The organism is Acidovorax sp. SUPP950 (genome assembly GCF_030158935.1).
GTDB lineage: Bacteria > Pseudomonadota > Gammaproteobacteria > Burkholderiales > Burkholderiaceae_C > Paracidovorax.
This window is the reverse complement of record NZ_BQXE01000001.1, coordinates 1,332,537-1,345,410: the sequence shown is the minus strand read 5'-3', so window position 1 is coordinate 1,345,410 and position 12,874 is coordinate 1,332,537. Positions and strand designations below refer to the sequence as shown.

The 12,874-nt window shown below is 67.5% G+C and carries 12 protein-coding genes; 11 read left to right on the top strand and 1 reads right to left on the bottom strand.

The annotated features are described in order from the left end of the window. Positions 1-32: 32 nt before the first annotated feature. Positions 33-710 carry a GntR family transcriptional regulator gene (locus AVME950_RS06295; RefSeq protein WP_284429148.1) on the bottom strand — a complete coding sequence of 226 codons (678 nt, stop codon included), beginning with the start codon at positions 708-710 and terminating at the stop codon, positions 33-35. A 466-nt stretch (positions 711-1,176) separates the two neighbouring features. On the opposite strand from AVME950_RS06295, the gene AVME950_RS06290 reads away from it, so the two are divergent. The 11 genes from AVME950_RS06290 to AVME950_RS06240 all read left to right on the top strand — a co-directional run bounded on the left by AVME950_RS06290 (position 1,177) and on the right by AVME950_RS06240 (position 12,845). Continuing rightward, complete coding sequence (locus AVME950_RS06290) at positions 1,177-1,938, top strand: DUF969 domain-containing protein (RefSeq protein WP_284429147.1); 762 nt, start codon at positions 1,177-1,179, stop codon at positions 1,936-1,938. Between the two features lie 2 nt (positions 1,939-1,940). Next, on the top strand, positions 1,941-2,897 hold the full coding sequence (locus tag AVME950_RS06285) for a DUF979 domain-containing protein (protein ID WP_272564729.1): 957 nt from the start codon (positions 1,941-1,943) through the stop codon (positions 2,895-2,897). A gap of 18 nt (positions 2,898-2,915) precedes the next feature. Further along, complete coding sequence (pcp, locus tag AVME950_RS06280; RefSeq protein WP_284429146.1) at positions 2,916-3,611, top strand: pyroglutamyl-peptidase I; 696 nt, start codon at positions 2,916-2,918, stop codon at positions 3,609-3,611. A gap of 85 nt (positions 3,612-3,696) precedes the next feature. Then, a complete protein-coding gene (locus AVME950_RS06275) occupies positions 3,697-4,464 on the top strand; it encodes a LamB/YcsF family protein (RefSeq protein ID WP_284407592.1) in 768 nt (255 codons plus the stop codon). Further along, entirely contained in the window at positions 4,464-6,083 is a 1,620-nt protein-coding gene (pxpB, locus tag AVME950_RS06270; protein WP_284429584.1) for a 5-oxoprolinase subunit PxpB, read from the top strand. The genes AVME950_RS06275 and pxpB overlap by 1 nt, the downstream gene beginning before the upstream one ends. Before the next feature lie 51 nt (positions 6,084-6,134). Further along, the gene (locus AVME950_RS06265; RefSeq protein ID WP_284429145.1) at positions 6,135-7,877 is read left to right on the top strand and encodes an acetyl/propionyl/methylcrotonyl-CoA carboxylase subunit alpha; all 1,743 of its coding nucleotides are present in this window, start codon (positions 6,135-6,137) and stop codon (positions 7,875-7,877) included. 469 nt (positions 7,878-8,346) lie between these two features. Then, complete coding sequence (locus tag AVME950_RS06260) at positions 8,347-8,910, top strand: cytochrome b (protein WP_284429144.1); 564 nt, start codon at positions 8,347-8,349, stop codon at positions 8,908-8,910. 98 nt (positions 8,911-9,008) lie between these two features. Continuing rightward, entirely contained in the window at positions 9,009-9,584 is a 576-nt protein-coding gene (locus AVME950_RS06255) for a YceI family protein (protein ID WP_284429143.1), read from the top strand. A gap of 77 nt (positions 9,585-9,661) precedes the next feature. Further along, the gene (locus AVME950_RS06250; RefSeq protein ID WP_284429142.1) at positions 9,662-10,240 is read left to right on the top strand and encodes a YceI family protein; all 579 of its coding nucleotides are present in this window, start codon (positions 9,662-9,664) and stop codon (positions 10,238-10,240) included. Between the two features lie 181 nt (positions 10,241-10,421). After that, the gene (locus AVME950_RS06245; RefSeq protein ID WP_284429141.1) at positions 10,422-10,880 is read left to right on the top strand and encodes a cupin domain-containing protein; all 459 of its coding nucleotides are present in this window, start codon (positions 10,422-10,424) and stop codon (positions 10,878-10,880) included. Positions 10,881-11,150: 270 nt separating this feature from the next. Then, complete coding sequence (locus AVME950_RS06240) at positions 11,151-12,845, top strand: amidohydrolase family protein (RefSeq protein WP_284429140.1); 1,695 nt, start codon at positions 11,151-11,153, stop codon at positions 12,843-12,845. Positions 12,846-12,874: the final 29 nt, after the last annotated feature.

Sequence of the window (12,874 nt, the reverse complement as noted above, 5' to 3'; positions counted from 1 at the left end):
AAAAGGGGCTCTGGAAAAAAGGCCGGGGCGGTTCAGCGCTCCGGGGTGTCGGAGATGCGCCGGGCATACACCGCCAGCACGATGCGCTCCGAGTGCACGAGGTACTCGTTGAGCTGGTCCGAGGCCTCGCGCAGCTTGCCCGCCTCGAACAGATCGACGATCTTCACGTTCATGTCCACGTACGGCGCGTGCAGGAACTCGGGGTCGTTCAGCAGCCCGAAGGCCAGCCGCAGTTCGGCCAGGATATGCGAGAACATCACGTTCAGGCGCTCGCTGTCGGCCAGCTCCACGATGGCCATGTGGAACTCCATGTTGGCCGTGCCCACGCCCTGCCAGTCGGCCGCCTCGCGGCAGCGCACCGCCGAATCCACCGCCTCGCGCAGGTGCTTCTTGGCGGGGTGGCGCGGGTAGGCCTGGGCGATGGCCTGGCATTCGATGAGCCGGCGCACGCGGTAGATGTCGATGATCGAGGCGATGCTCGGGATGGCCACCGAGACGCCGCGGTTGGGCTCGTACTTGACCAGGCCTTCCTTGGTCAGCAGGCGAAAGACCTCGCGCAGGGTGTTGCGCGAAATCTCCAGGCTTTCGCTCAAGGCGGCCTCGGACAGCCGCTGGCCGGGCGAGAACTCGCCCTTCACGATCTTCTGGCGGATCAGCTCCGCCGTGCGTTCGTTCAGGGTCTGGGCGTTCGTGGGGGTTTCGATGGTCATGCCTGGCGGTTGGGGGTGGGCGTGCGGCACGGTGTGCGCAGGCCGGGATCGGGGTTCCGCACTTTGTAGCAGATCGGCCTGCTTCGCAAGAATCCACCCTGTGGAATACCGCTTTCTAACCGCTTTTCCTAGGGTTTGTCCGGGTCGGTCGCCCGCCCTGTTGTTGGGCAAAATCGACCAATCGTGAAACAAATTGGTGCTGGTTGTCTCTTCAAGGTGCATCGATTGTTCAACAACTTGAAGTTTTTCAAGGGTTGATCCCCGATTTGTTGTTCATGGATTGGCATGCAATTTGCGTTGTATGCCGTGTCGGTCCAGACCGCGCTCGGGCAGCAACCTCCCATTGCCCGCGCGCTGCCAGGCTGGCAGTGGGGCCCTACGGTTGTCCGCACCTCTTCGCCAATGGCGGCGAGGCGCACGCGACCACCGGACCGGCCAGGGCTGTACGTATTCAAGGAAGTTCAAGATGCAAAACGTAGTCAATCTGTGGCCGCTCATCGGGGTGGCGGTCATCATCGTGGGGTTCATCCTGCGGTTCAACCCGATGCTGGTGGTGATCGTCACGGCCATCGCGACGGCGTTTGCCGCCGGATTTCCGATCGACAAGATCCTGGCCACCATCGGCACCGGCTTCATCAAGACGCGCAACCTGCCGCTCATCATCCTGCTGCCCCTGGCGGTGATCGGGCTGCTGGAGCGCCATGGCCTGCGCCAGCATGCGCAGAACTGGATCAGCAGCATCAAGTCGGCCACTGCCGGCCGCCTGCTCATCGTGTACCTGGGCGCCCGCCAGATCACGGCCGCCATCGGCCTGACCAGCCTGGGCGGCCACCCCCAGATGGTGCGCCCGCTGCTCGCCCCCATGGCCGAAGGCGCCACCGAGGCGCGCTACGGCAAGCTGCCCGACCGCATCCGCCACAAGCTGCGCGCCTTCTCGGCGGCCACCGACAACGTGGGCCTGTTCTTCGGCGAAGACATCTTCGTGGCCTTCGGCGCCATCGTGCTGATGTCCACCTTCCTGCACGAGGCCGGCATCGACGTCGAACCGATCCACATCGCGCTGTGGGGCATTCCGACCGCGATCTGCGCGTTCGCCATCCACGCCTGGCGCCTGCACCGCCTGGACGGCGTGCTGGCCCGTGAACTGGCCGCGCACGCCGCCGAAACCGCTGCCCGCAATGGCAACGGCAATGGCGACGGCACCCTCTCCAGCGCCAAGGGAGCATGAACATGACACTGACCATCCAACACCTGTACTACCTCGTCGGCGCCATCCTGGCCATCACCGCGGTGATGACCGTGGCCGACCGTGACAACCCCAAGCGCTTTTCCAGCGGACTGTTCTGGGCGCTGTATTCCCTGGTCTTCCTCATCGGCGACCTGCTGCCGCCCATCTGGGTGGGCGCCGGCGCCGTGGTGATGGCGCTCATCGCCGGCTTCGGCGGCGTAGGCGCGGGCAAGCATACCCCCCGCACCCCGGCCGAGTACCAGACCAGCGCCAAGCGCCTGGGCAACCGCCTGTTCATTCCCGCGCTGGCGATTCCGCTCATCACGATGATCGGTACGCTGTCGGCCAAGCACCTGACCGTGGGCGGCGTGCCGCTGATCGACCCCAAGAACACCACCCTGGTGAGCCTGGGCGTGGGCTGCGTGCTGTCGCTGGCGCTGGCCTGCTGGCTGACCCGCGAGAGCCCCGTGCAGGGCCTGCGCGAATCGCGCCGCCTGACCGACGCGCTGGGCTGGGCCCTGGTGCTGCCGCAGATGCTGGGCATGCTCGGCCTGGTGTTCTCCGATGCCGGCGTGGGCAAGGCCGTGGCGTACATCACCACCAGCTACATCAACATGGACATCCGCTTCGTGGCCTGTGCCGTGTACGTGATCGGCATGGCGCTGTTCACCATCATCATGGGCAACGGCTTCGCCGCCTTCCCCGTCATGACGGGCGGCGTGGGTGTGCCGATCCTGCTGGGGGTGTACCACGGCGACCCCGCCGTGATGGCCGCGATCGGCATGCTCTCGGGCTACTGCGGCACGCTGCTGACCCCGATGGCCGCCAACTTCAACATCGTGCCCGCCGCGCTGCTGGAGCTTCCGGACAAGAATGCGGTGATCCGCGCACAGGTGCCGACGGCCCTCGCGCTGCTCACCTGCAACGTGTTCCTGATGTACTTCCTGATGTTCCGATAGTCCGAAGAAAGGCCGCCCGTGTCCGACGCCGCCCCCCACACTGTGCTGCTCACCGGCTTCGAGCCCTTCGAGCGCGATCCGGTCAACCCCTCGTGGGAGGTGGCGCGGGCGCTCGACGGCTGGCAGCATGGGGACGCCACGGTGCGCTCCGTGCAGCTGCCCTGCGTGTTCGGCAAGGCCGCGCAGGCGCTCGACGCGGCGCTGGCGCAGTGGCGGCCCTCGCTGGTGATCTGCCTGGGCCTGGCCGGTGGCCGCGCCGAGGTGTCGCTGGAGCGCGTGGCCATCAACCTGGACGATGCGCGCATTGCCGACAACGCCGGGCAGCAGCCGGTGGACACCGCCGTGGTGCCGGGCGCCCCGGCGGCGTACTTTTCCACGCTGCCCATCAAGGCGATCGTGCGCGACCTGCGCGCCGAAGGGCTGCCGGCCGCGGTGTCCAACACCGCGGGCACCTTCGTGTGCAACCACATCTTCTACGCGCTGATGCACCGCCTGGCGCAGCAAGCCGCGGGCGCCGCCACGCTGCCGGGCACCGCGGCGCCTGCGCGCGGCGGCTTCATCCACGTGCCGTACCTGCCCGAGCAGGCCGCGCGCGTGGGTGGCGGCGCGCCCAGCGTGGCGCTGGACACGCAGGCACAGGCCCTGCGCGCCGTCATCCGCACGGCGCTGGCCGTGCGCGAGGACGTTCGCGAAACCGCCGGGCAATTGCATTGACCGGCATGGTCATATAGACGGGGCGCTGCGCGCAGCGCCCCGCGGGTTTGAGATATCGGCGGCACCGACCGCCAGGAGAACGACGATGAAAATGGATCTGAACAGCGACCTGGGCGAGAGCCTCGGCGCATGGCGCATGGGCGATGACGCGGCCATGCTGGGCATCGTGAGCAGCGCCAACGTGGCCTGCGGCTTCCACGCCGGCGATGCCGCCGGCATCCTTCGCACGCTGCGCGAGGCCCAGGCCCGCGGCGTGGTGGTGGGGGCGCACGTGGCCTATCGCGATCTGGTCGGTTTCGGTCGCCGCAACATGGACGTGGAAAGCGCCGACCTCGTGGCCGACGTCATCTACCAGATCGGCGCGCTGCAGGGCCTGGCCAAGGCCGCCGGCACCGAAGTGCGCTACGTGAAGCCCCACGGCGCGCTCTACAACACCATCGCCCACGACGCCCGCCAGGCGCGCGACGTGATCACCGCCCTGCGCGAGATCGACGACCGCCTGGTGCTGGTGGCGCTGGCCGGCTCGCCGCTGATCGGCTGGGCGCGCGACGCCGGCCTGCGCGTGGTGGCCGAAGCCTTTGCCGACCGCGCCTACACCCCGGCCGGCACGCTGGTGTCGCGCCGCGAAAAGGGCGCCGTGCTGCACGACGCCGCGCTGATCGCCGAGCGCATGCTGCGCCTGGTATCCGACGGCGTGATCGAGGCCATAGACGGCAGCCAGGTGCGCATCGGGGCCGACTCGATCTGCGTGCACGGCGACAGCCCCGACGCCGTCGCGATCGCGCAGCAGGTGCGCCAGCGCTTTGAGCAGGCCGGCGTGACCATCACGTCGTTCGCAGGGCAGCCCGCATGATGCGCTTTCTGCCCGTCAACCTGAATGCGGTCATGGTCGAGCTGGACGACCTCGACCAGACGCTGGCGCTGCTGGCCTCGCTGCGGCGCGAGCCCATCGACGGCATCGAGGAAATGGTGCCCGCCGCGCGCACCATCCTCATCCACTTCCGCCCCGCCGTGCAGTCGCTGTCCGCGCTGGTGGACGCCATCGCCCGGCGCGACGTGAGCGCGCAGGCCGAGCGCAGCACCACGCTGATCGAGATCCCCGTGCACTACGACGGGGAAGACCTGGCCGAAGTGGCGCACATGCTGGGCATCACCCCCGAAGAGGTGATCGCGCGCCACACGGGCAGCGAATACACCGTGGCGTTCACCGGCTTCGCGCCGGGCTTCGGCTACCTCACCGGCGGCCACCCCAGCCTGAACGTGCCGCGCCGCACCACGCCGCGCACCCGCATCCCGGCGGGCGCGGTGGGGCTGGCGGGCACCTTCAGCGGCGTCTATCCGCAGGCCAGCCCGGGCGGCTGGCAGATCATCGGCACCACGCCCACGGCCATGTGGGACCTGGGGCGCCCCGTGCCGGCGCTGCTGCAGCCCGGCGACCGCGTGCGCTTCGTGGATATTGCTACTAAAAATGTAGCAGAACGCCTTAGTGAAACATGCGCTGACGGGCAAAAAGGTGCTGAACCCGCACCGGCGCCCGCCGCGCCCCCGGCGGCCAACGCGCTCGAAGTGGTCTCGGCCGGCCTGCAGACCCTGTTCCAGGACGTGGGCCGCCACGGCCAGGCGGGCCAGGGCGTGTCGGCCTCGGGCGCCATGGACCAGGCTGCCTGCAAGGCCGCCAACCGCCTGGCCGGCAATGCCTCCGATGGCGCCTGCCTGGAGACGGTCAACGGCGGCCTGCAGCTGCGCAGCCGCGGCGACACCGTCGTGGCCGTGACCGGCGCCGATGCACCGCTGACCCTCACCAACGCGGCCGGCCTGCGCTGGCCCGTGCCGAACTACCAGCCCATCGCCCTGGGCGACGGCGACACGCTCACCGTGGGCGAGCCGGTGGCCGGCACGCGTTGCTACGTGGCGGTGCGCGGCGGCTTCGCCGTGCAGCCGGTGCTGGGCAGCTGCGCCACCGACACGCTGGCCCGCGTGGGCCCGGCGGCGGTGGCCGGCGGCGACGTGCTCGGCGTGCGGCCCGTGGTGGGCAGCGCCGTGGTCGGCGCGCCCGAGGTGCCGCCGGCCGGCCTGCCCACGGTGCACGAAGACATCACGCTCGACGTGGTGCTCGGCCCGCGCACCGACTGGTTCACGCCCGATGCCGTCGCCCTGCTGGCGGCGCAGCGCTGGCGCGTCACGCCGCAGTCCAACCGCGTGGGCATCCGCCTGGCGGGCGACGAGCCCCTGGCGCGTGCCGTGGGCGGCGAGCTGCCCAGCGAAGGCACCTGCATCGGCGCCATCCAGGTGCCGCCGAGCGGCCAGCCCGTGCTGTTCCTGGCCGACCACCCGCTCACGGGCGGCTATCCGGTCATCGGCACCGTCGCGCCCCACCACCTGGACCGCGCAGGCCAGATCCCGGTCAACGCCTGGGTGCGTTTCAACCCGATCCGCGAATTCGAAGCCATCACGCGCGGCGCTGCCGCCTGACGGGCCTGAACGAGCACCCCCTTACCGAACACCGATTACCGAGCCCCTGACATGAAAAAAGTCCTCATTGCCAACCGTGGCGAGATCGCCGTCCGAATCGCCCGCGCCTGCGCCGACTACGGCGTGGCCTCCGTGGCCGTCTATGCCAATGCCGACATCGACGCCGTGCACGCCCGCATGGCGGGCGAGGCCTACGGCCTGGATGGCGACCGGCCTGCCGACACCTACCTGAACATCGAAAAGCTGCTGGCCGTCGCCCAACGCAGCGGCGCCGACGCGGTGCACCCGGGCTACGGCTTCCTGTCGGAAAGCGCCGCGTTCGCGCAGGCCGTGATCGACGCGGGCCTGACCTGGATCGGCCCCTCGCCCGAGGCCATCGCGCGCCTGGGCGACAAGGTCGAGGCGCGCAAGATCGCGCTCAAGGTCGGCGCGCCGCTGGTGGCCGGCACCTCCGAGCCCGTCAAGGACGCCAGCGAAGTCATCGCCTTCGCCGAGCAGCACGGCCTGCCCATCATCATCAAGGCCGCGTTCGGCGGCGGCGGCCGCGGCATGAAGGTCGCGTGGCGCATGGACGAAGTGGCCGAGCTGTACGACTCCGCCGTGCGCGAGGCCGTCACCGCCTTCGGGCGCGGCGAGTGCTTTGTCGAGCAATTCCTCGACCGGCCCCGCCACATCGAGGCGCAAGTGCTGGCCGACACCCACGGCAACGTGCTGGTGCTGGGCACGCGCGACTGCTCGCTGCAGCGGCGCAACCAGAAGCTGGTGGAAGAGGCGCCCGCGCCCTTCCTCTCTGACGACCAGCGCGCGCGCATCCACCAGGCCGCGCACGACATCTGCGCCGAGGCGGGCTACGCCAGCGCGGGCACGGTGGAGTTTCTGCTCAGCGGCAGCGGCGCCATCTCGTTCCTCGAAGTGAACACGCGCCTGCAGGTGGAGCACCCCGTGACCGAGCAGACGACGGGCATCGACCTCGTGGTGGAGCAGTTGCGCATCGCCGACGGCCACCCCCTGGCCGTCACCGAAACGCCGCGCCCGCTGGGCCATTCCATCGAGTTCCGCATCAACGCCGAAGACGTGGGCCGGGGCTTCCTGCCGACGCCCGGCCCGGTCGTTGCGTTCTCCGCGCCGTCCGGCCCTGGCGTGCGGGTGGACAGCGGCGTGCAGTCCGGCTCCACGGTGCCGGGCACGTTCGATTCGCTGATGGCCAAGCTCATCGTCTCGGGCGCCACGCGCGAGCAGGCGATCGCCCGCGCACAGCGCGCGCTGCGCGAGTTCAAGATCGAAGGCGTGGCCTCGGTGCTGCCGTTCCACCGCGCGGTCATCGGCCACCCGGATTTCGTGGGCGGCGACGGCTTCAAGGTCCATACCCGCTGGATCGAGACCGATTTCGCTCCCGACCTGGCCGCCGCCCTGCGCGCCGAGCCAGTGGCCGACACCACCCTGATCCGCACCGCGATGGAGATCGACGGACGCCGTGTCTCCCTGGGCCTGCCGCCCGAGCTGCTGCGCGGCCTGCAGTCCGTGCCGGGCGGCGCCCCGGCTGCACCGGGCGCGGGCGGCGGCGACAAGGCGGAACAGGACCCCACCGCCGTCGGCGCCCCCATCGCCGGCACGCTGCAGACCTGGAAAGTGGCCGAAGGCGACACCGTGGCCAAGGGCGACGTGATCGCCGTGATGGAAGCCATGAAGATGGAAATGCAGGTCACCGCGCACCGCGCGGGCACGATCGCGCTGAGCGCGGCGGCCGGCAGCTACCACGCGGCCGGCACGGCCATCGCGCGCATCCAGGACTGAAGACCGGGGGCGCGGGCAGACTGGGAGTGGCCTTGGGGCCAGACACCCGACACGGCCTTCCCGCGATCCGTCGCCGGAAGGCCCGTGCTTGGATCGCTGCCCGCGCTGGAGGCCCCGGCGCCGGCGGCCATTTTTTTGCCGAGGGATCCGCGCTGCGTTCGCGTTTCTCGCTCTTTTGCGCTTGCCCGACCAAGGCAAGCAGGCCAGGGCCTTCACGCAGGCCCCTCGTCGAGGGCTTGGCCGATCCCGATGGGGCGGGTAGTCTTCGGGCTGGGCTGCAAGCCCGTGCTGTGCTCACCGCTCCCGGGGGGTGCCTTCATCGCTGCCGCCCAGGCGGGTTGAGCATTCACATTTTTTGAACCATTGCGTCAATTCCATTGAAACTTGGCGCACAAAAGGCTATCTACACTGCGCCATGCCTGAGTGTTGCATCGCAGCATTCCACCCCACGAAACCCAGACCACCCTCCATGACACCTTCTCTGCCACGATCGTCCCGCTACGGTGCCACGGCCATCGCCCTGCACTGGATCCTCGGTCTGGCGCTCATCGGCATCTTCGCCGTGGGGTTGTACATGACGGGCCTGCCTTTCTCGCCCCAGCGCCTGAAGCTCTACAACTGGCACAAGTGGGCCGGCGTGACGATCCTGGCGCTGTCCACCCTGCGACTGATCTGGCGCCTCACGCACCGCCCTCCCGCGCTGCCGCCGGCCGTGCAGGCGGCCATGCCCCGCTGGCAGCACATCGCGCACCACGGTACGCACCACCTGATGTACGCGCTCTTTTTCATCGTGCCGCTGGTCGGCTGGGCCTACAGCTCGGCGGCCGGCTTTCCCATCGTGTTCCTCGGCGTGCTGCCGCTGCCCAGCTTCGTGCCCGTGAGCCCCGAGCTGGCCGAGGCCATCAAGCCCTGGCATGAAATCACCGCCTATGCCCTGGCGGCGCTGGTCGTGCTGCACGTGGCGGCCGTGGTCAAGCACCAGGTCATCGACCGCGACGGGCTGCTGTCGCGCATGCTGCCGGGCCGGGGCTGATCGATCGTTTCGCTGGCCGTGCAGGCGCCGGGGTGCCCGGCCTCGCGGCCGGTTCTTCCTGAATGTTTGGTTTGTTGTTGACTGACGGAGTCCTGTCCATGAAATATTCGATGACGCTGGCTGGCCTCGCGCTGGCATCCACCACGCTGCTGGCGGCCGCACCGGCATTGGCCCAGCAAAAGCTCGTGCCCGAGCAAAGCGAGATCACCTTCGTGAGCAAGCAGATGGGCGTGCCGGTGGAAGGCAAGTTCAAAAAGTTTGATGCCCAGGTCGCGTTCGATCCGGCCAAGCTGGCCACCAGCAAGATCGCCTTCACCGTCGATACCGGCAGCGCCACCCTGGGCGTCAAGGAGTCCGACGCCGAACTGCCCAAGGCCACGTGGTTCAACGTGCCCAAGTTCCCGCAGGCCACGTTCCAGTCCACCGCCATCAAGGCCGTGGGCGCTGGTAAATACGAAGTGGCTGGCAAGCTCAGCATCAAGGGCGCCACGCAGGACGTCACCGTGCCCGTAACGCTGGCCCAGAGCGGCGCGACCACCACGGCCACCGGTGCCTTCGCCATCAAGCGCCTGGCCTTCAAGATCGGCGAGAACGAGTGGGCCGATACGTCCATGGTGGCCGACGACGTGCAGGTCAAGTTCAAGCTCGCGCTGACCGGCGTGGACAAGCTCTGAGCCTCGGCGTTCGCCCGCTGAACCCCGTTTCTGGTTTCTTGTTCCCGTTTCTGTTTTTTCAACCCGGAGATATCGACATGCGCAAATCCCTCTTCGCCCTCGCCGCCGTGGCTGCAACCCTGGCCGCCGGCGCCGTGCAGGCCCAGACCGCCACGTATGCCGTGGACCCGACCCACACCTTCGCCACGTTCGAGATCAGCCACTTCGGCGCCAGCGTGAACCGCGGCCGCTTCGACAAGAAGGAAGGCACCGTGCAGCTGGACAAGGCCGCCAAGACGGGCAAGGTGGAACTGACGATCGACATCACCTCGATCAACACGGGCGTGGCATCGTTCGACAAGCACCTGCAAAGCGCCGACATCTTCGACGCCGCCAAGTACCCCACGGCCAAGTTCGTGGGCGACAAGTTCACGTTCGACGGCGACAAGCTGGTGTCCGTGGCCGGCGACCTGACCATCAAGGGCAAGACCCAGCCCGTGACCTTCAAGGCCAACCAGTTCGCCTGCTACCAAAGCCCCATGCTCAAGCGTGAAGTGTGCGGCGGCGACTTCGAGACCACCATCGACCGCACCCAGTTCGGCGCCGACTACGGCGTGCAGTACGGCTTCCCCAAGAACGTGCGCATCGTGGCGCAGATCGAAGCCGTCAAGCAGTAAACCTTTCCCCCATGGCCTTCGGGCCGTGGGCGGCCAGGGCCGGGCCCCGCGTGCACACCGCTGCGCGGGACCGGCCCTTTTTCGTGGCCGCGCACCCGCGGCGCCTGCCGGCAACACGGGGTGCGTGCCTTGGCTTCTTTTCCGAATGAACGAGGATGAAACAGGTTTTATGAGACCCCTGATGAAACGATGCATGCCGGCCGCCCGCAAGGCCCTGGCCATGGCGGTGATGGCGGGCGCCGTCACCGGTGCCGGCGCTTGGGCGGGCGAGGAGGCGGCACGCATTCCCGCCATCAAGCTGTACTCCACCCCGGACCACCACGCCGCCTTCGTCCGCGGCACGGTGCCGGCGTTGCACAAGATCCCCAGCCAGCAGTTCTGGTTGAGCAACTCGGTGGAGCCGTGGGAGCAAAACACCCACCCGGCGCCCCGCCGGCAATACGTGGTGCCGCTGCAGGGCGTGCTGGAGTTTCGCGTGAGCGATGGCTCCACCTTCCGCCTGGCCCCCGGCACGGTCTTGCTGGCCGAGGACACCCAGGGCGAAGGCCACAGCTGGAAAATCGTGTCGAACGATAAGGAATGGGTGCGCGCCTATATCCCGATGGTGTCCGAAAATGATGAATTCGAAGCGGACAAGTAGCTTGGAATTTCTTCGCTAAGTGCCTTTTCTCTCGCCATTTTCGAATGGCCTCGCATATTGAGAGATGCTAAAAATGCCGTTATCTGGTCGGCCAGATAACGGCATTTTCTTTGGTCTGGCATATATACGATTAATGCGTCAGGAGTTCCGCCTGGCAAGGCAAATGTTCGCATCGCCGTCGCTTCTTTCGGGTGCTGGGCAAGGCAAAAGCAGCAGAGGTTAAGAATTAATAAGTCCAACAGATTATTTATTAACCACTGAAAGATCTATATGACCACTGTCAAATCGCCTTCGTCTTCCGCTTCCGTGACCACGCCGCTGCTCAAGCCGTCCGAATCCAAAAACGATGGTGCGGGTTCGTCCACGCAAAAGTCGTCCAAGTTCAGCGGCAGTTCCGTGCTGGATGGCTTGCGTTCCGTCTTCACCGGCTCGGGCAAGTCAGCGTCCGTGCCTCCCCGCAGCAGCAGCATGGTGGTCACCCAGCCGAAGCGCTTCGGCGATGGCAGCGTGCGCCCCGACGCGCTGGTGGCCAAGCGGCACTCCAGCGCGGTCATTCACAGCGCGAAGACGGGTGAGGCGCTCATGGACGGCAACCACTTCGATGTGCCGGGCTTCGTCATGTCGAGCGGGCTGGATGCGCACAGCGATAGCCACATGCACCCCACCAACTACGTGCAGCGCGGCCTGAACCCCGAGCAGCTGCTGAAGATGATGGACGAGATCGGCGTGCGCAACACCACCTTGATGCCCATTCCCACCTCGCTGCTGCAAGCCAAGCTGCCGGGTGACGATGGCGCGACCACGGCCCTCAACCCCCACGAAATCTCCGAACAGATCGGCGGCGGAGAACACGCGCACCATTGCGGCCCGCTCGAGTTCTATTACGTGCCCAAGAAGATCGAAGACCGCGTGCTCGCCGGCCGCACGAGCGAAGAACTGGCCAGCCGTCCCAAGCTGGACATCGACGACTTCCGCAAGGACCCGGGCCTGATCAAGGAGATCGTCGATGCGTCCATCCTGTACGTGGACACGGCCGTCAACACCGACTTGGCCACGGCCATCAAGAATTCCGGCATGAGCGAGGCGCAGCGCAGCCGCCTGGACCCCATGATCACCGGCCTGCACCTGGGCGACCCGCGCGTGAGCGACCGCCTGCTGCACGAGCTGTACAAGACCAAGGGCACCTTCACCGGCATCGGTGAAATCACGGTTCACAAGGAACTGGTGGAAGACATGTTCGCGGGTGGCCGGTTGCAGGCCAGCACCCAGACTCCGCGCATGGAGCCGCTCACGAAGCTGATGGAAGTGGCCGGGGTCATCGGCACGCCCGTGGTGCTGCACTGCGACATCGACAACCTGCACGATCAGATCGAGGAGTTCAACAGCAAGGGCAAGGGCAAGGCCTCCGAACCGCGCCCGCCGGCCAACCTGGAAGGCCTGCGCAAGATGTTCAGCGATCCGCGGGTGCAGGACACCAAGATCGTCTGGGCGCACGGCGGCGGCCTGGGCCGTTTCGTGCAGCAGGGCGAGGGCCATCTGGACGCGCTGGAGAAGCTGCTGGCGGACTGCCCCAACCTGAACCTGGACATCTCGTGGAGCGAAGTGGCCAAGCAGATCGGCAAGGACGACCAGTCGCTCACCGCCTGGCGCGGCTTCATCGAGAAGCACAGCGAGCGCATCTGCTTCGGCTCCGACACGCTGGCGCCCAAGGAAACCGGCACCTGGGAAGCCACCAAGAAGATGTACGACGAAGGCCTGTTCCAGGGCATGAGCGCTAAAGCCAAGCACGACGTGCTCAACGGCACCTACGACCGCGTGTTCGTGGCATCGCGCAAGCAGGTGCGCGACTTCGAGCAGAACGTCCTGACCAAGGAGTTCATGGACACCCACGTCACCAACAACGGTGGCGACCCCGTCACGGCCCAGACGCTGAAGGACCTCAAGGCCGCAGCGGCCACCGTTTGATGGTTTTGTAGGAAACGGCCGAGGGTGGT